Raw genomic sequence first — 16,720 nt, 5'->3', positions numbered from 1 at the left:
GGCAGCCACAAGCTGCCCGGCGCCCTCTGACTCCCGCAGCCATGACAACCACCCGCATTCTCATCGTCGAGGACGACCTGCGTCTCGCCGCACTCACCCGCGACTTTCTCGAGCACCACGGTCTCACCGCCAGCATCGAAGCCAACGGCGCCCGCGCCGCCGCCCGGGTGATGGACGAACGCCCGGACCTGGTGATCCTCGACCGCATGCTGCCCGGCGAAGACGGCCTGTCCGTCTGCCGGCGCATCCGCCCCGGTTACTCGGGGGCCATCCTCATGCTCAGCGCGCGCTCGGAAGACACCGAGCAGATCGACGGCCTGGAAAACGGCGCCGACGACTACGTCTGCAAACCGGTGCGCCCCAGCCTGCTGCTGGCCCGCGTGCGCACGCTGCTACGGCGTCGCGAGGCTCCCGGAACCACTTCCGAACGACTGGAAATCGCCGGCCTGCTCCTCGATGCACGGCAGCGCGAGGTCCATCGCGATGACCAGCGCATCGACCTCACCGGCGCCGAGTTCGACTTGCTCTGGTACCTCGCCAGCCGCGCCGGCCAGACACTGAGCCGCGATGAGCTGTTCCTCGCCTTGCGCGGCATTACCTATGACGGCCTGGACCGCTCGATGGACGTGCGCATCGCCCACCTGCGCGCCAAGCTGGGCGAAGCGCCCTCGCATCCGCTGATCCTGACGGTGCGCGGCAAGGGTTATCGCTTCGTCGGCTGAAACGCCCTCGCAGGGCGCATAGCGCTTCAGCGTTATCCGCCGTACGGTGGAGCCTGCTCGCAATCGGATTCAGCGGCGATCCACATATCGCGCCGGTTCACGAGCAAGGCCCCGGCGTCCCCCTCGCTCCTACGAAAACCGCGTGGCATCCGGTAGGCTGTAGCCTCGTCCTGAAGAGCCGCACAGCATGCACGCCCTCACCTGTCCCCACCTGATCGGCGACCACGTCGAACTCCTCCCCCTGCGCGCCGAACACGCGCAGGCCCTGCTAGACGCAGCCGCCGATGGCGAACTGTGGAACCTGAAGGTCACCGTGGTACCCGGGCCGGACACGGTCGCGGGCTATATCGCCAAGGCCGAAAAGGGCCTGGAGGAAGGAACCGTCCTGCCCTTCGCCATCCTTGACCGGCGCAGTGGAAAGATCGTCGGCAGCACGCGCTTCTGGAAGGTCGACCGAGCCAACCGCAAGCTGGAAATCGGCCACACCTGGCTCGCCCTGTCGGCGCAGCGCACACCGATCAACACCGAGGCCAAGCTCCTGCTGCTCACCTACGCCTTCGAGCAGCTCGATTGCGTGCGCGTGCAGTTCACCACCGACGAGCTGAACGAGAAATCCCGCGCCGCCATCCTGCGCCTGGGCGCTGTGCAGGAAGGCATCGTCCGTCACGAGCGCATCATGCCCGACGGCCGCAAGCGCAACTCGGTGCGTTTCAGCATCATCGACAGCGAGTGGTCCGAGGTGAAGGCGCGGCTGCAGCAAAGGCTGGGCCGCACCTCGGCTTGAAGGATCAGCCCTGGTAGAACACCTCGTCGCTGTAGGGGTACCACCAGGAATGAATCTGCGGCTGGTGGTCGATGATCACCATCTTCGAGCGGCGGAACGCATCCAGCCCCTGGCGACCGAGTTCGCGGCCCATGCCGGACATCTTCCAGCCGCCGAACGGCAGCGCATCGTTGTCGATCAGCGGATTGTTCACCCAGACCATCCCCGCCTCCAGGCGGTCCGCCGCTTCCATGGCTTCGGCCAGGTCCGTGGAGAACAGCGAGGCGCCCAGGCCGAAGGGCGAGTCATTGGCCAGGCGCACGGCCTCATCGAAATCCTTCACCTTGCAGATCGCCGCCACCGGGCCGAAGCACTCCTCGTGGAAGATGGCCATCGCCGGGGTGACGTCGGTGAGGATGGTCGGTTCGTAGTACCAGCCCACCGGGAATTGCGGCGGAATGCGCCCGCCGCAGACCAGCGTGGCACCCTTGGCGATGGCGTCGTCCACCAGGCGAATCACCTTGGCGCGCGCCGCTTCGCTGACCATCGGGCCGATCTCTGAGCGCTCCAGCCCGTGACCGATGCGCAACGCGCGAGTCCGCTCGGCGAAACGCGCAACGAACTCGTCATGCACTTCGTCGACCACATAGAAGCGCTCCGCCGAGGTGCAGATCTGCCCGCTCAGGTGGAAGGCTGCGGTCACTGCGCCGGCCGCCGCGACTTCCAGCGGTGCGTGGCGGGAGATGATCATCGGGTCACTGCCGCCGGCCTCGATCACCGCCGGTTTCATCCGCTCGGCGCAGGCCACGGCCACTGCCTTGCCGGCGGCGACGCTGCCGGTGAAGGCCACGGCGTGGGTACGCTCGGACTGCACCAGGCGCTGCGCGGTGCTGGCATCGCCCGGCACGCAGCTGACCATGCCCGCCGGCAGCACCTTGAAGTGCTCCATGAATTTCAGCGTGCACAGCGTGGTGCTTTCCGCCGGCTTGACGATGCAGGCGTTGCCCGCCGCGAGCGAGGCTGCCAGGGTCCAGCACATCAGCAGGATGGGGAAGTTGAACGGCATGATGTGCACGCTCACCCCATAGGGCTCGTAGCGCACATGCTGGAACGAGCCGAGCTGGGTGGTGCCGGCTACCTTGCCCGCTTCATCGCGGGCCATCTCGGCGTAGTAGCGGAAGATCGGCGCGCAGTTGGCCAGCTCGCCCATGGCCTCGGGGAACGGCTTGCCCATCTCCAGCGTCATCAGCCGCGCCACTTCGCGCTGAGTCGCCTGGTCGGTCTCGATGGCGTTGGCCAACTGGTGAAGGATCGCCGCGCGGGATTTCGCATCGACACGCTTCCACTCGCTCTGGGCAGCGTTGGCGGCGTCGATGGTGGCGTCCACATCCTCGGCATCGCACAGGGCTATGCGGCCCACGGGCGTGAGGTCAGCGGGATTGATGATGTCGCGCAGGCGCTGCGTCGCCACGCCCTGATAGTGAGGGCCGATGAAACGCAGGGGCACGTCAACGTGAAAGTCGGTCATGGAATGCTCCGCAGGGATTCGGGTGAGGCCAGACGCTGGGCGATCACGTCGCTCTCCAGCGGCTGGCGCCAGTTCGGCAGGTTTGCGTCGAGCAGCGCTGCCAGCGGGCGCAGCTGCTCGTTATCCAGCGCGCGCTGGAACAGCCGCAGTACGCGCGGCAGGTGCTTGAGATAGCCGTGCTTGCCATCGCGCCTGGCCAGGCGCACGAAGATGCCCAGCACCTTGGCGTGGCGCTGCGCGGCGAGCACCTGGAAGTCGGCCAGGAAGCGCCGGCCGTCCACTTCCGGGCGCTGGCCGAGGTAATGGGTGAGCAGGGTCACGCGCAGCGTTTCGGGAATGTCGCGGCGCGCGTCTTCGAGCAGCGACATAAGGTCATAGGCCGGCGCGCCGAACAGCGCGTCCTGGAAGTCCAGCAACCCGCAGGCCGCCACGTCGTCCCGGCCCTCCAGCAGCATCAGGTTGTCGACGTGATAGTCGCGCAGCACCAGTACTTCGCGGCGCATCGAGGCGTCTCGCCAGAGCGCGGCGAACTCGGCGAGATAGCGTTCGCGCAATTGCGCGGCGGCCTTCTCGCCGATGAGCAGCGGCGCGTACCAATCGATGAACAGCGCCGCTTCCTCGCCCAGCTTCTGCCCGTCGTAGGCCGGCACACCCTCTGCCGCTTGCGGGCCGGCACGGTGCAGGCGCACCAGCGCGTCGACGGCGAGACGGTACAGCTCCGTTTCGCTGTGACCGGCCGCGAACAGCCGGGTATAGGTGGCGTCACCGAAGTCCTCGATCAGCGCCAGGCCCAGCTCACGGTCGGCGGCCAGCACGTTCGGCGCCGACAGCCCGCAGTCGCGCAGCAGTTGTGCCACCCGCAGGTACGGCGCCAGCGGCTCGGCGCCGGGTGGCGAATCCATCAGCAGCAGGCCCTTGCCGTCGACGCGGAAGTAGCGCCGCGCCGAGGCGTCGGCCGGTAGCGCGGTCAGCGTCTCTCCGGCCAGGCCGCTGCCGGCGAGGAAGGTCTCGCGGGCAGCGGCGCGGGTGGTTTCACAGGGCAGGTTCATGGCATCACCGGATCATGTAGACCTTCTTGATGGTCTCGTGCACGGTGCACACGCCCTTCCAGTCCTTGGGGAAGAAGGCCGCGGTGTCCGGCTCGATCTCGATCACCTCGCCGGACTCGTGCACGTAGGTGCAGCGGCCTTCGAGGAAGTGGCAGAACTCGTCGCTGGTCACGTGGCAGAACCACTTGCCCGGCGTGCAGTGCCAGATGCCGCATTCGGACTGACCTTCGGGCCCCTTGTGCAGGACCACGCCACTGACGTGGGATTCGCCCTCGAGCATGGTCGGGATCACGCCCCAGTCCTTGAGTTCGGTGACTTGCAGCGGGCGATGGATAACGGGGGTCTTCATGTACTTCTCCTTCGATAGCAACCCATACGGGCGACCGGGTAAGGCGTAGGGCGAATAACCGCTTGCGGTTATCCGCCGATGAATTCGGTGCAAGGTCGATGGCGGATAACGCTTGAGGCGTTATGCGCCCTACGAAATCACGCCAACATGTAGAGGTTGCGGAGTGTGGTGTGCACGGTGCATTCGCCGGTCCAGCCGGCCGGGAACAGCACCAGGGTGTCGGGCTCGACCTCGATCACTTCGCCCTCGTCGGAGCGGTAGGTGGCGCGGCCGGCAACGAAATGGCAGAGCTCGTCGCGCGGGATCGACAGCCGCCAGCGGCCGGGGGTACAGACCCACAGACCGGTCTCGGGACTGTTGTTCGGCCCCTTGAACAGCAGGCGCCCGCTGGAGTGCGAGACGCCCTCCAGCGCATCGGACTGCACGCCCCAGTCCACCAGGTCGTCGTACTCGCGGGCGCCGCGAATGTGCGGCGCCGTGCTGTCGGCCTTGAACTCAGCCATGGCTCACCGCCTTGCCACCCATCAGTTGGTCGAGGATGCGCGCGGCGTCTTCCGGGCCCTTGCGCGAGCGCATGTAGTCGCTGGTGCGCGCCAGGCGCTCTTTCATCAGGTCATCGCCGAGCAGTTGGGCAATGTTGCGCGCCAGGTCTTCCTCGCTCCAGTCGTAGCGGTCCATGCGCAGGCCGTGGCCGCTTTCCTGGGCACGCATGGCGTTGTCGTGGCCGTCCCAGACGTAGGGCATGACGATGGCCGGCTTACCGAAGAACAGGCACTCGGTGAAGCTGTTGTTGCCGCCGTGGTGGATCACCCCGTCGACCTGAGCGATCACCGAGGGCTGCGGGTACCAGTTGGAAACGATCACGTTGTCCGGCAGGTCGTCGTATTTCTCCACGTGCTCGCCGACATTGAACAGCGCGCGGTACGGCAGCTTGCCGATAGCGGTGACCAGGCGCTTGAGCAGGTCGACATCGCCGGAACCAAGGCTGCCGAAGCTGACGTACAGCAGCGGCTTGTCGTTGTGCGCCTTGAACTGCGGAATCTCGTAGGGCTTGTCGGTGCGCACGCAACCCTGCAGGTAGTGGAACTGCCGCGCCGGCAGCGGATGGCGGCGCTGGAACTTAACCGGGTCCGGGTACAGCAACAGGTTCATGTAGGGCGACTCTTCGAAGAAGGTGCCCAGCGGGTACGGTCGCTCGCCACACTGGGCGAGGAAGTCGTTGAAGTCGGCGTGGATCGGCGCGATCACCTCCTCGAAGCGTTTCTGGAAGCGCGCGTGGCCCTCCTTGTCGTCCACGCTCATGCCCGACAGGTACGGCGGGATGTCCGGGTCATGCACTTCGTTCTCCGAGCAGGAGATGATCCGCACCCACGGCTTGCCGTAGTGCTTGATGGCCGGGAAGAGGATCACGTTGTCCACGCAGATCAGGTCCGGCTTGATCTTGTCGAGGATCGCCGGCAGCTCCTTCTGCGCCCACTTGGCGGTGGAGACGATGGCCTCCCAGCACTCCTTCACGTAGTTGTCGAGCTGGTCGATCGGCGCCTTGCGGAAGTTGGGGATGTGGCCGTTGATGAAGTCGGTCCAGTAGCGCGCCATCTCCTCGGCCGGCATCGGCTCGGACATGTTCACGTAGTGCTCCTCGAAGCCGTAGGCCGAATACACTCCGGTCATGCCCGGATCGGTGAGGAACACCGCCTTGTGCCCCAGCGCCTCGCAGGCCTGGGCGATGCCGACGGAGTTGAGGGCCGGGCCGTAGGCGGCCTCGGGGAAGAAGGCGATGACCTTGCGTTCACTACTCATGGTGCTCTCCTGTAGGTCTTGTTCTTGGCAATCAGTGAGTCAGCACGCGGCCGTGCCGCGCATCCCAGCCCAGGCGCACCGGCATGCCGGCGGCGAGGCGGAGGAAGTCGTAGTCCGAGGACGGCACGCGGACGATCAGCGGCTTGCTGGACAGCGCCGTGTTCACGTGCAGGTTGGTGTCCAGACCGTGGTAGGCGACCTCCGCCACCTGGCCCTGGATCTGGTTGTCAGTGGCGGGCGTGGCATCGGTCAGCACGCGCAGGCGCTCCGGGCGCAGCGCAAGCGTCACGCTCTCGGGGCTGGACTCGGCTGTGGTCTCGATGCTCAGCACCTGGTCGCCGGCCTGCAGGCGATTGGTGCCCACGCGCCGGCCCTCGATCAGGTTGCTGACGCCGATGAAGTCGGCGACGAAGCGACTGCCCGGGTTCTCGTAGAGTTCGCTGGGGCTGCCGCACTGGCAGACCTTGCCGTCGCGCAGCACGGCCATGCGGTCGGACATCACCAGGGCTTCTTCCTGGTCGTGGGTGACCATGATGAAGGTGATGCCGCTCTCGTGCTGCAGGCGCTTGAGTTCCAGCTGCATCTTCTCGCGCAGCTTCTTGTCCAGCGCGCCGAGGGGTTCGTCCAGCAGCAGTACGCGCGGGCGCTTGACCAGGGCGCGGGCCAGGGCGACGCGCTGGCGCTGGCCGCCGGAGAGTTGGTCCGGCCGGCGGTTGGCCAGCGGGCCGAGCTGCGCGGTGTCCAGCACCGCGTCGACGCGCTGGCGGATTTCGCCAGCGGGCAGCTTCTCCATCTCCAGGCCGTAGGCGATGTTGCCGCGCACGGTCATGTTGGGGAACAGCGCGTAGGACTGGAACATCAGGTTCAGCGGGCGCTTGTTTGGCGGCAGCGGCGAGATGTCCTGGCCGTTGAGATAGATGGCGCCGGAACTGGGCGTCTCGAAGCCGGCGATCATCCGCATCAGGGTGGTCTTGCCGCAGCCGGACGGGCCGAGCAGCGCGAAGAACTCGTTCTCGCGGATCGCCAGGGACACCTGGTCCACCGCCGTCAGGCCCTCGCCGTAGGATTTGCTCACCTGCTCCAGCACGAGCAGGTCGGATGACTTAGTCATGGGCTTTGGGCACCTTGTTCAGACGTTGGGAGGCGAACAGCGCGGTGAAGCTGACCAGCATCACCAGGGTGGCGAGGGCGTTGATTTCCGGGGTCACGCCGAAGCGGATCATCGAATAGATCTGCATCGGCAGCGTGGTGGAGGCGCTGCCGGAGCCGGAGTTGAAGAAAGCGATGATGAATTCGTCCACCGACAGGGTGAACGCCAGCAGCCCGCCGGCCAGCACGCCGGGGAAGATCGCCGGCAGCAGCACCCGGCGCGCGGTGGTGAACCAGCCGGCGCCCAGGTCGATGGACGCTTCGAGGATCGAATAGTCGAAGTGATTGAGGCGCGTGCGCACCACCGCGCAGACGAAGGCGATGTTGAACACCACGTGGCTGAGGATGATGGAGTGCAGCCCCAGGCTCATCTTCAGCAGGTTGAAGAAGCTCAGCAGCGCGATGGCCAGGACGATGTCGGGGATGATCATCGGCGCCATCAGTAGCGTGTCGGCGATGTTGCTGCCTTTCTTGCCGCTGCTGCGGGCGCGCATCTCCACGCCCAGCGCAAGCAAGGTACCGAGCACGCAGGCGATGAAGGTGGAGGTCAGCGCGACGATCAAGGTGTTCAGCGCCGCGTGCTGGATCGAGGCATTGGCCAGCAGTTTGGCGTACCACTTCAGCGACGCACCGCCCCACGCGGTGGGCAGGCCGCTGGCGTTGAACGACAGCAGGATCAGCACCAGGATCGGTACATAGAGGAAGGCGTACACCAGCCACAGGTGTGTGCCGAGGGCAATGCCGGAGGGATTACGCATGGCGTTCGCCCTCCGCGCCCTGGGCCCGGCGCGAGACCATGGCCTGGATGAACAGCAGGAGCAGCATGATGCCGATCAGGAAGAAGCTCAGCGCCGCGCCGAACGGCCAGTCCCGCGCGGTAAGGAACTGTGCGTAGATCAGGTTGCCGACCATCTGCACCTGCTTGCCGCCCAGCAGGTCGGCGGTGATGAAGTTGCCGATGGAGAGCACGAAGACAAACACCGCGCCGGCCGCCACGCCGGGCACCGAGAGCGGCAGGATCACCCGGCGGAAAGTGGTCCAGCCGGACGCGCCGAGGTCCCGCGAGGCTTCCCAGAGCTCGTTGTCGATGCGCGACAGCGAGCTGTAGATGGCGAGGATGACAAAGGGGATGTAGTTGTAGACCAGCCCGAGCACCACGGTGGCGTCGGTGTACAGCAGGCTGATCGGCTCACCGCCGTAACCCAGCAGACTGAACAGGCGGTTGAGCAGACCTTCGCGGTTGAGAAGGACGATCCAGGCATAGGTGCGGATCAGGTAGTTGCTCCAGAACGGCAGCATCACCAGGAACAGGTACACCGCCTGCCGGCGTGGCGTGGTGCGAGTGATGGCGTAGGCCGCCGGGTAACCGATGATCACCGCGAAGAGCATGGCCAGGCCGGCGATCTTCGCCGAGCGCAGGAGGATGTCGAGGTATAGCGGGTCCACCGCGCGTCGGTAGTTTTCCCAGGTGAACACGTAGTCGATGCCGCCGTAGGCACCGCGCTCGAGGAAGCTGTAGACCAGCACCAGCAGGCACGGCAGCAGCAGGAACAGGGCCAGCCAGCCCAGACCGGGCGCGAGCAGCCAGGCCGACAATTTGCGGTCGGCGGATAAAGCGGTCATGCGTAGTTCCCCCAACCCCACGCCAGGCGGGGTGCTTCAGGGTTATTCCGGAGAGAGTTCGGGGCGCCAGCGCGACGCCCCATCGGCCTTACTGGGCGGCCATGATTTCCGTTACGGCGCGGGTGTACGCCTTCTGCGTCGAGCCCCCCACGTCACGCAACTGTTGCTGCTTGACCAGTTCGGCCGGCGTGGTGGTGAGGTTGGGGTACTTGGCCAACAGCTCCGGCTTCAGGGTCGCCATCGCCGCCTGGTTGGGCACCTTGTAGAGGATGTTCTCCGCGACCCAGGCGTGGTTCGCCGGCTCCAGCATGTAGTTGATGAAGCGGTAGGCGGCGTCGGGGTTCTTCGAGCTTTTCAGCACGACCATGGTGTCCACCCAGAGGTCGGAACCTTCCTTGGGCACGACGAACTTGATCGACTCGTTGGCTTGGGTGCCGTAGTTGCACCAGCCATCCCAGGCGTGGGCCATCAGCGCCTCGCCCGAAGCCAGCTTGGAGTAGAAGGTGGTGTCGTCGAAGGACAGCAGGCGCTTCTTGGTGGCGATCAGCTGGTCGCGCACCGCGTTGATCTGGTCCGGGTTGCCGTCGTTCACCGACCAGCCGTTGGCCAGGAAGCCGGCGCCGAGCAGCCAGCGGTCGGTGGCGAGCATGGTGGTCTTGCCCTTGAGGGCGTCGGAGGGCTTGAGCAGGTCGCTCCAGCTCGAAGGCGCCGGGCTGACCTTGTCCGAGCGGTAGCAGATGCCGGTGGTGCCCCAGGTGTAGGGCACGGAGAAGTGGTTGCCGACGTCGTACTCGAGCTTCTGCGCTTCGGGGTAGAGGTTCTTCAGGTTCGGCACCTTGGCCGGATCGATCTCGGCAAGCAGGCCCTGCTTGTGCAGGATCTCGGCAAAGGGCGAAGAGACGAACACCACGTCATAGCCTTCGCCACCGGAAGCCATGAGCTTGCCCATGATTTCTTCGTTGGTGGCGTGGAGAGATTTGTCGGCTTCAAGGCCAGTGGCCTTCTGGAACTTCTCCAGGTTGTCCGGGGCCATGTAGCCGTCCCAGATGGAGATCACCAGATCCTTGGCGCTGGCCGTGGTGGCGGACAGCGTGAGCGCGAGGGTTGCCCCTGCGTAGAGCATGGTCTTCAGCTTCATCTTGCGCACCTGACGATGGTTGTTTTTGTGTGTCAACGGCAGCGGAACGAAAAGCGTACTACATGTCTTTTTTTCAAAATAAAAACCGAACCACTGGCGAAGTCAACCATTTCTTGCATTCTTGTTGGACCCTCCTCGCTGTGGCATAAGGGGGCGCCCCGCGCCCCGCGCCCACAAGCCTGCGACGCCTGCCGGAGAGAAGCCGCTTGAGCAAGGACACCGAGAAAAGACCGCGCACCAACCACCTGGAACTGGCCCGGCGGATCATCGAGCATGCCCAGGACACCGGTCTCGCCGATGGCGACGCCTTGTCCGAGCAGCAACTGGCGCGCACCTTCGGCGTGTCGCGCACGCTGATCCGCGCCGGGCTCGACCTGCTGCAGGAGCAGCAACTGGTGGCCCACGAGCCGGGCAAGGGCTATCGCCTCGCCGCCGATCCGTCCGCCCAGGTGCTCGGCTCGGCATTGCCCCAGGCCGAGGAAGAAGCCCTGGCCGCCTCGGTACTGCGGGATCGCATGGCCGGTCGCCTGGGCAACAGCCTGAGCGCCAGCGAGCTGATGCGCCGCTACGACATCGGCCGAGTCGCGGCACAGAAGGTCCTGGCGCAACTCAGCGAGGACCAGGTGCTGGAGCGCGGCGCCGGGCAGAGCTGGTCGTTCCGCCCGTTGCTGAACAACCTCGCAGCGCTGGAAGACAGCCTGCGCTATCGGCTGATCCTCGAACCCGAAGCCCTCCTCGCCCCCGGCTTCGAGCCAGACCTGGCACGCCTCGCCCTGCTGCGCGGGGCCATGGAGGAACTGCTGGCGGCGCCCATCGAGCGCTTCGACGTGGCCCAGTTCCGCGAGCTGGACATCGGCTTCCACGAGCTGATCGCCCAGGGCTGCGGCAACCGTTTCGTCGGCGACGCTCTGCTGCAGCACCAGCGTCTGCGGCGCCTGCCCAACCTGCTGCCGATGGTCAGCGTGCACCGCCTGCAGGAAGCCCTGCGCGAGCACCTGCGAATCATCGAGCAGATCGAGCGCGGCCAGCTGGAAGTCGCCGCCGACCTGATGCGCTTGCACCTGCGGCTGTCCTTCGCGCAACGCCCGCAGACCGCCAACCGCGGGATTCCACAGTCGTTCGCCCAGGGGCGTCGCTGATTATTTTTCTCACACAGTGTTTTTTTTAACGAAAAAATGCAGTATCAGTTTCACGCAGTGCCCGTGAGCAACACCCGGATGTGCCCATGACGCAAAGAACAAGAACCATCGCCTTCTTCCCCGAGGCCAGTTTCGGCGCCGCGCTGAACTGCATCGGCATCGCCCAGGCCCTGCGCGAACTCGGCGCACGCCCGGTGTTCATCTGCCATGCGCATTTCCAGGGCATCTTCGCCGAGTACGGCTTCGCCGAGTACCCGCTGCAACTGGACTCGCCGCTCTCCGCCGCCGACCACCAGCATTACTGGGAGCGCTTCATCGAGCGCAACGTGCCCTACTTCGACCAGCCGCCCCTGGCGCAGATCGACAGCTACGTGGCGCCGGCCTGGGAAGCCATCATCGATACCGCCATCGAATCGGAAAAACCGCTGCAGCAGTTGCTCGCCCGGCTCAAGCCCGATGCCATCGTGCTGGATAACGTGGTCAGCTTCCCGGCCATCTCCGCCGCCGGCTGTCCCTGGGTGCGGATGATCTCCTGCGCGGAAACCGAACTACCCGACCCCGCGGTGCCGCCCTACCTGTCCGGCGCCAGCAGCAGCGATCCACAAGCCTGCGCCACCTACCGCGAACACTACCTGCAAGCGACAAAGCCGGCGCACGAACGCTTCGCCCGCTTCCTCGCCGAGTACGGTCACCCTGCCCTGCCCGCCGGCCAATTCCTCGAAGATTCGCCTTGGCTCAACCTGTTGCTCTCACCCACACCGGTGCGCTACGAGCGCCAGAATCCGCTGCCGGCCGAGCGCTATCTGTACCTCGACGGCTGCGTGCGCAGCGAGGCGCCGTATATCCCGCCGCAGTTCCCGCGGCACGACGATGCTGCGCTGATCTATGTGAGTTTCGGCAGCCTCGGCGCGGCCGATATCGAGATGATGCGCAAGCTGATCGATGCCGTCGCGCAACTGCCCTACCGCTTCCTGATCAACGTCGGCGCCTACCGCGAGCACTACGACAGCGTGCCCGACAACGTCTACCTCGACAGCTGGTACCCGCAACCGGCCGTGCTGCGCGAATGCCAGTTGTTCATCCATCACGGCGGCAACAACAGCTTCTGCGAGGCACTGTATTTCGGCCTGCCGTCGGTGATCATCCCCTACTGCTGGGACGGCCATGACAACGCCAGGCGCGCCGAGGAAGTGGGCGTGGCGCGCTACCTGCCGCGCTTCGAAAACCCGCTGGCGGCGCTGCCCGGCGCACTGGCCGACCTGCTCTGCGACAAGGCGATGCAGCAACGGCTGACCAGCGTACGCGAACAGATGCAGGCCTCGCGCGGCACAGCGTCGGCCGCGCGGGCGATTCTTGGCATCTGCAGCGACTAAGCGGCCAATGGCACCGTGCAAGGACGTGCCATTGGCTCTGTGCAAGTTTCCGGTCGCCCCATAAGCCTGGCTCCATGTCCCTGGAACCAGGCATGACAAGCTTCAATGACCAGCCAGCCCTGCTCGGCGATTTCCTGCAACTTCGCCCACTGCGCAGCGAGGGTTTCGACGCCTCTCCGGCGCCGCCAACTCGCCCGGAACCTGGGCCGGACACCCGGTGAAGGACAGGTGACCCAGGCGTCTTCAGGCTTTGCGCAGCGGTACTTCCTGCAGCAGCCACGACAGCGCGAAGGCCACGGCGCTGACCATGCACGCCACCAGGAAGACCCAGTGCATCGATCCGGAAAAGGCTTCCAGGTAAGCCTGCCGCAACGCTGCGGGCAAGGCATGCACAGCGGCCGGCGACAGGTTGGCCGGTGAGCCGACGCTGGTCGGGAAGGCACTCACGAGCCGACTCATCAGCTCGTGAGAGAACAATGCGCCGAACACCGAGATGCCAATGGAGCCGCCGATGGAGCGGAACAGGGTCGCCCCGGAGGTCGCCACGCCCATGTGGCGAAATTCGACGCTGTTCTGCACCGCCAGGATCAGTACCTGCATCACCATGCCCAGCCCGGCGCCGAGCAAGGCCATGTAGAGATTCATCTGCAACATCGACGATTGCAGGTTCAGACGGCTCAGCAACGCCAGGGCGATGACCTGCAGCAGCGTGCCAAGGATGGGGAAGACCCGGTAACGCCCCCAGCGGCTGATCAGGCGACCGGTAATAGCCGAGACGATCAGCATCGCACCCATCAGGGGCAGCATCTGCAGGCCCGCACTGGTCGGCGTGGCGTCCTTGACCACCTGCATGTAGAGCGGCAGGAAGGTCACCGAGCCGAACAGCGAAACACCGACAGTGAACCCGATCAGCCCGGCGAGCACGAAGGTCCGGTGGCGGAACAGGTGCAGCGGCATGATCGGTTCCGCCGCGATGCGCTGCTCGTGGACGAAGCCGATCACGCCGACAACGGCGAAGAGCGACAGGCACAGGATGTCGATCGAGGTCCACTCGAGCGTGCTGCCGCCCAGGCTGGTGATCAACACCAGCGAAGCCAGGGCCAGGGTCAGGAAGAAGGCGCCAAAGTAGTCGATGACGTGTTTCACCCGCGCGACGTGGGGCTTGAACGCGCTGCCGATCACCAGCAGGGCGAGCAGGCCCAGCGGCAGGTTGATGTAGAAGATCCAGCGCCAGGACAACTGCTCGACCAGGAAGCCGCCCACCAGCGGACCGACCACCGTGGCGAGGCCGAATACGCCACCGAACAGCCCCTGGTAGCGACCACGCTCGGCCGGCGCAATGACGTCGCCGATGGCCGCCATCGCCACCACCATCAAGCCACCGCCGCCCAGGCCCTGCAGCGCGCGCAGGAGGATCAGCTGGGTCATGTTCTGCGCCAGCCCGCAGAGCGCCGAGCCCGCCAGAAACAGTGCGATGGCGGTCTGCAGCACCAGCTTGCGGCCGTACAGGTCGCCGAATTTGCCATACAGCGGGACCACGACCGTGGAGGCCAGCAGGTAGGAGGTCACCACCCAGGACAACAGGTGCAGGCCGCCCAGTTCGCCGACGATGGTGGGCAGCGCGGTGGACACGATGGTCTGGTCCAGCGCCGCGAGGAACATCACCAGCAGCAACGCCGCCAGCAGCAGTGGAATGGACGGCTGCGTCACCTGAGCGTCGTCCGGGGGGCTCAGCTTCGTGGCCAGACTATTTTCGGAGGCCGTTTGCATGGGGCGGACCTGATGAGATGAGGTGGCGTGGGACAGGGAAGGAATGGAGTCGGCTCATTCGCCCGTGCAGAGTGCGCGCTGGCGATGCTGCCGCCCCACTTCCTGCAGGCCGGCCAGGGTGAAGCTGTAGAGCTGGGCGACGACCACAGGACCCGGCATGTCGAGAATGTCGCGCAGGGCGCCATGCCCTCCACGAGGCCCGATCAGCAGCATCGCCCATGGCGCAGTGACGCTGAGGATGCAGGGCACCAATGTGGGATCTTCGGGGGGGATCCCGGTGATCTCGCTGAACAGTTGCTTGAGCAACGTCAGCTTCAGCGCCTTTTCGGGGTGCAGAAACTCCTGACCGTGGCTGCTGGGCGCCAGGGCTTCGGCAGCGAGCACCCGCAGGTGCCAGCTCTCCCTCCCGCGCGCGGCCTTGCGCACAACCAGTTCGGTCAGCGCAAACAACTTGTCCGGCGCCGCCTGCTCGCCCTGGATGATCCGCTGCAGGTCGGCGATGTCGAGAAAGCGTCGGCGGGCCTCGCCCAGCACGGCCTGATAGAGACCGTTGCGGCTGCCGAAGTGGTAGTTGATCGACGCCAGGTCGACCTCCGCCTTGGCGGCGACGGCCTTGTTGCTGGTTTCGCCGAAGCCGAGCGTCGCGCAAAGTTCGCCGGCGGCTTCAAGGATGCGCAGGCGGGTCGCTTCACCATCTTTTCGAGCTTCGCGGGAGGCCATGATTATTCCTGAACAGCGGACAGTGCCAGGAAGCCTGAAGCAGGTTAAATCTAAATTCAATTTAAATTTAGAAAATACGATGAACTGCCCTCTCCGCCGGGATCAGGCTTCGGGGGCTTGCGCTTAATATATGGAAATACGTATATTCGATTTTCCATATATTTAGGCGGCGCCATGATTACCCCACCCGACGTCTTCAAGTGTCTGGCCGACGAGACCCGCGCTCGCGCCACCCTGCTCATCGCCAGCCTGGGCGAGCTGTGTGTCTGCGAGCTGATGTGCGCGCTGGACGACAGCCAGCCGAAGATCAGCCGCCACCTGGCACAACTGCGCAGCAGCGGCCTGCTGCTGGATCGCCGCCAGGGGCAGTGGGTGTATTACCGCCTCAACCCCGACCTACCCACCTGGGTACACGACATGCTGCAGGTCACCCTGCTGGCCAACGGGCAGTGGCTGGCCGACAACACCCTGCGCCTGCAGAACATGGACGGCCGCCCCGTCCGTGACGCCGCCTGCTGCTGATCCCCACCGAGCGAATCCTCCATGCTGGTCGCCATTGCAGTCTTCATCTTCACCCTCGTTCTGGTCATCTGGCAGCCCAGGGGCCTTGGCGTCGGCTGGAGCGCCGCCCTGGGTGCGATCATCGCCCTGGCCGCCGGCGCGGTTTCGCTGCACGACATCCCGGTCGTCTGGGCCATCGTCTGGAACGCCACCGCCACCTTCATCGCGGTCATCGTCATCAGCCTGCTGCTGGATGAGGCCGGCTTCTTCGAGTGGGCCGCACTGCACGTGGCGCGCTGGGCCAACGGCAGCGGTCATCGCCTGTTCGCCTTCTGCGTGCTGCTCGGCGCGGCCGTTTCGGCGCTGTTCGCCAATGATGGTGCGGCCCTGATCCTCACGCCCATCGTCATGTCGATGCTGCTCGCCCTGCGCTTCTCCCCCGCCGCGACCCTAGCCTTCGTCATGGCCGCCGGCTTCATCGCCGACACCGCAAGCCTGCCGCTGGTGGTGTCCAACCTGGTGAACATCGTTTCGGCGGATTACTTCGGCCTGGGCTTCGCCGAATACGCCTCGGTGATGCTGCCGGTGAGTCTTGCCAGCATTGCCGCCACCCTGCTGGTGCTGTTTCTGTACTTCCGCCGCGACATCCCGAGGCAGTACGCGCTCCATGCGCTGAAGGAACCCAAGGCCGCCATCCATGACCGCGCCACCTTCATCGTCGGCTGGTGGACGCTGCTGGCGTTGCTGGTCGGCCTGTTCGCCCTGGAGCCGCTGGGCATCCCGATCAGCGCCGTGGCCGCCGCCTGTGCCGCGCTCCTCTTCGCTGTCGCCGCCCGCGGCCAGCGCATCTCCACCCGCCGTGTACTGCGCGAAGCGCCCTGGCAGGTAGTGATCTTTTCCCTCGGCATGTACCTGGTGGTCTACGGCTTGAAGAACGCCGGCCTCACGGACTTCCTTGCCCAGTTGCTCGACCGTCTTGCCCAACAGGGGCTGTGGGTCGCCGCCCTCGGCACCGGCCTGCTCTCGGCGCTGCTGTCCTCGGTGATGAACAACATGCCCAGCGTGCTGGTCGGCGCCTTGTCGATCCAGGCCAGCG

18 protein-coding genes are annotated in these 16,720 nt (G+C 65.7%); 7 read left to right on the top strand and 11 right to left on the bottom strand.

Features of this window, described 5'->3' with window-relative positions; genetic code table 11:
* Positions 1 to 41: 41 nt before the first annotated feature.
* On the top strand, positions 42 to 722 hold the full coding sequence (locus tag A9513_RS10425) for a response regulator transcription factor (RefSeq protein ID WP_024762792.1): 681 nt from the start codon (positions 42 to 44) through the stop codon (positions 720 to 722).
* Between the two features lie 187 nt (positions 723 to 909).
* Positions 910 to 1,506, top strand: coding sequence for a GNAT family N-acetyltransferase (locus A9513_RS10420; protein ID WP_024762791.1), 597 nt, complete (start codon positions 910 to 912; stop codon positions 1,504 to 1,506).
* 4 nt (positions 1,507 to 1,510) lie between these two features.
* On the opposite strand, the gene A9513_RS10415 is transcribed toward A9513_RS10420, so the two are convergent.
* From A9513_RS10415 to A9513_RS10375, 9 genes are all read right to left on the bottom strand, one after another.
* Entirely contained in the window at positions 1,511 to 3,013 is a 1,503-nt protein-coding gene (locus tag A9513_RS10415) for an aldehyde dehydrogenase (protein ID WP_065084689.1), read from the bottom strand.
* Positions 3,010 to 4,062, bottom strand: a complete 1,053-nt coding sequence (locus A9513_RS10410; RefSeq protein WP_065084688.1) for an aminoglycoside phosphotransferase family protein — start codon at positions 4,060 to 4,062, stop codon at positions 3,010 to 3,012. The genes A9513_RS10415 and A9513_RS10410 overlap by 4 nt, the downstream gene beginning before the upstream one ends.
* A 4-nt stretch (positions 4,063 to 4,066) precedes the next feature.
* On the bottom strand, positions 4,067 to 4,411 hold the full coding sequence (locus A9513_RS10405) for a cupin domain-containing protein (RefSeq protein WP_017519228.1): 345 nt from the start codon (positions 4,409 to 4,411) through the stop codon (positions 4,067 to 4,069).
* Between the two features lie 137 nt (positions 4,412 to 4,548).
* Complete coding sequence (locus tag A9513_RS10400; protein ID WP_024762787.1) at positions 4,549 to 4,914, bottom strand: cupin domain-containing protein; 366 nt, start codon at positions 4,912 to 4,914, stop codon at positions 4,549 to 4,551.
* On the bottom strand, positions 4,907 to 6,211 hold the full coding sequence (locus A9513_RS10395) for a glycosyltransferase (RefSeq protein ID WP_065084687.1): 1,305 nt from the start codon (positions 6,209 to 6,211) through the stop codon (positions 4,907 to 4,909). Before A9513_RS10395 ends, A9513_RS10400 begins: the two co-directional genes overlap by 8 nt.
* Positions 6,212 to 6,242: 31 nt before the next feature.
* Positions 6,243 to 7,322: an ABC transporter ATP-binding protein gene (locus tag A9513_RS10390; RefSeq protein WP_024762785.1), complete on the bottom strand. Its 1,080-nt coding sequence runs from the start codon at positions 7,320 to 7,322 to the stop codon at positions 6,243 to 6,245.
* Complete coding sequence (locus A9513_RS10385) at positions 7,315 to 8,118, bottom strand: ABC transporter permease (RefSeq protein WP_065084686.1); 804 nt, start codon at positions 8,116 to 8,118, stop codon at positions 7,315 to 7,317. The genes A9513_RS10390 and A9513_RS10385 overlap by 8 nt, the downstream gene beginning before the upstream one ends.
* Positions 8,111 to 8,983: an ABC transporter permease gene (locus tag A9513_RS10380; protein WP_065084685.1), complete on the bottom strand. Its 873-nt coding sequence runs from the start codon at positions 8,981 to 8,983 to the stop codon at positions 8,111 to 8,113. The genes A9513_RS10385 and A9513_RS10380 overlap by 8 nt, the downstream gene beginning before the upstream one ends.
* Before the next feature lie 88 nt (positions 8,984 to 9,071).
* Positions 9,072 to 10,121 (bottom strand): spermidine/putrescine ABC transporter substrate-binding protein, encoded by a 1,050-nt coding sequence (locus tag A9513_RS10375; protein WP_065084684.1) that lies wholly within the window; start codon positions 10,119 to 10,121, stop codon positions 9,072 to 9,074.
* Positions 10,122 to 10,327: 206 nt separating this feature from the next.
* Here A9513_RS10375 and A9513_RS10370 point away from each other — a divergent pair, with 206 nt between their 5' ends.
* From A9513_RS10370 to A9513_RS36460, 3 genes are all read left to right on the top strand, one after another.
* Positions 10,328 to 11,260 (top strand): GntR family transcriptional regulator, encoded by a 933-nt coding sequence (locus A9513_RS10370; RefSeq protein WP_037016097.1) that lies wholly within the window; start codon positions 10,328 to 10,330, stop codon positions 11,258 to 11,260.
* A gap of 86 nt (positions 11,261 to 11,346) precedes the next feature.
* Entirely contained in the window at positions 11,347 to 12,633 is a 1,287-nt protein-coding gene (locus A9513_RS10365; RefSeq protein WP_065084683.1) for a glycosyltransferase, read from the top strand.
* Positions 12,634 to 12,725: 92 nt separating this feature from the next.
* A complete protein-coding gene (locus tag A9513_RS36460) occupies positions 12,726 to 12,854 on the top strand; it encodes a hypothetical protein (RefSeq protein ID WP_255302837.1) in 129 nt (42 codons plus the stop codon).
* Between the two features lie 22 nt (positions 12,855 to 12,876).
* Here the strand turns inward: A9513_RS36460 and A9513_RS10360 are convergent, their stop codons facing one another.
* Both A9513_RS10360 and A9513_RS10355 read right to left on the bottom strand, forming a co-directional pair.
* Positions 12,877 to 14,403: an MDR family MFS transporter gene (locus A9513_RS10360; RefSeq protein ID WP_065084682.1), complete on the bottom strand. Its 1,527-nt coding sequence runs from the start codon at positions 14,401 to 14,403 to the stop codon at positions 12,877 to 12,879.
* A 54-nt stretch (positions 14,404 to 14,457) separates the two neighbouring features.
* Complete coding sequence (locus A9513_RS10355) at positions 14,458 to 15,123, bottom strand: TetR/AcrR family transcriptional regulator (RefSeq protein ID WP_065084681.1); 666 nt, start codon at positions 15,121 to 15,123, stop codon at positions 14,458 to 14,460.
* 174 nt (positions 15,124 to 15,297) lie between these two features.
* Here A9513_RS10355 and A9513_RS10350 point away from each other — a divergent pair, with 174 nt between their 5' ends.
* Both A9513_RS10350 and A9513_RS10345 read left to right on the top strand, forming a co-directional pair.
* Complete coding sequence (locus tag A9513_RS10350) at positions 15,298 to 15,645, top strand: metalloregulator ArsR/SmtB family transcription factor (protein WP_024762778.1); 348 nt, start codon at positions 15,298 to 15,300, stop codon at positions 15,643 to 15,645.
* A 21-nt stretch (positions 15,646 to 15,666) separates the two neighbouring features.
* Positions 15,667 to 16,720: arsenic transporter (locus A9513_RS10345; protein WP_065084680.1), on the top strand; the 1,054-nt coding region annotated here is incomplete at its 3' end.

The organism is Pseudomonas sp. AU12215 (assembly GCF_001675465.2).
GTDB classification, from domain to species: domain Bacteria; phylum Pseudomonadota; class Gammaproteobacteria; order Pseudomonadales; family Pseudomonadaceae; genus Pseudomonas; species Pseudomonas nitroreducens.
Note: the sequence above shows the minus strand (reverse complement) of the source record. Positions and strands in the feature narration are given on the sequence as shown.

What these genes read in the sequence shown, in the direction of transcription:
- A9513_RS10425 (WP_024762792.1), top strand. Translation starts at nt 42, where the DNA reads ATGACAACCACCCGCATTCTCATCGTCGAGGACGACCTGCGTCTCGCC.
- A9513_RS10420 (WP_024762791.1), top strand. Translation starts at nt 910, where the DNA reads ATGCACGCCCTCACCTGTCCCCACCTGATCGGCGACCACGTCGAACTC.
- A9513_RS10415 (WP_065084689.1), bottom strand. Translation starts at nt 3,013, where the DNA reads ATGACCGACTTTCACGTTGACGTGCCCCTGCGTTTCATCGGCCCTCAC.
- A9513_RS10410 (WP_065084688.1), bottom strand. Translation starts at nt 4,062, where the DNA reads ATGAACCTGCCCTGTGAAACCACCCGCGCCGCTGCCCGCGAGACCTTC.
- A9513_RS10405 (WP_017519228.1), bottom strand. Translation starts at nt 4,411, where the DNA reads ATGAAGACCCCCGTTATCCATCGCCCGCTGCAAGTCACCGAACTCAAG.
- A9513_RS10400 (WP_024762787.1), bottom strand. Translation starts at nt 4,914, where the DNA reads ATGGCTGAGTTCAAGGCCGACAGCACGGCGCCGCACATTCGCGGCGCC.
- A9513_RS10395 (WP_065084687.1), bottom strand. Translation starts at nt 6,211, where the DNA reads ATGAGTAGTGAACGCAAGGTCATCGCCTTCTTCCCCGAGGCCGCCTAC.
- A9513_RS10390 (WP_024762785.1), bottom strand. Translation starts at nt 7,322, where the DNA reads ATGACTAAGTCATCCGACCTGCTCGTGCTGGAGCAGGTGAGCAAATCC.
- A9513_RS10385 (WP_065084686.1), bottom strand. Translation starts at nt 8,118, where the DNA reads ATGCGTAATCCCTCCGGCATTGCCCTCGGCACACACCTGTGGCTGGTG.
- A9513_RS10380 (WP_065084685.1), bottom strand. Translation starts at nt 8,983, where the DNA reads ATGACCGCTTTATCCGCCGACCGCAAATTGTCGGCCTGGCTGCTCGCG.
- A9513_RS10375 (WP_065084684.1), bottom strand. Translation starts at nt 10,121, where the DNA reads ATGAAGCTGAAGACCATGCTCTACGCAGGGGCAACCCTCGCGCTCACG.
- A9513_RS10365 (WP_065084683.1), top strand. Translation starts at nt 11,347, where the DNA reads ATGACGCAAAGAACAAGAACCATCGCCTTCTTCCCCGAGGCCAGTTTC.
- A9513_RS36460 (WP_255302837.1), top strand. Translation starts at nt 12,726, where the DNA reads ATGACAAGCTTCAATGACCAGCCAGCCCTGCTCGGCGATTTCCTGCAA.
- A9513_RS10360 (WP_065084682.1), bottom strand. Translation starts at nt 14,403, where the DNA reads ATGCAAACGGCCTCCGAAAATAGTCTGGCCACGAAGCTGAGCCCCCCG.
- A9513_RS10355 (WP_065084681.1), bottom strand. Translation starts at nt 15,123, where the DNA reads ATGGCCTCCCGCGAAGCTCGAAAAGATGGTGAAGCGACCCGCCTGCGC.
- A9513_RS10350 (WP_024762778.1), top strand. Translation starts at nt 15,298, where the DNA reads ATGATTACCCCACCCGACGTCTTCAAGTGTCTGGCCGACGAGACCCGC.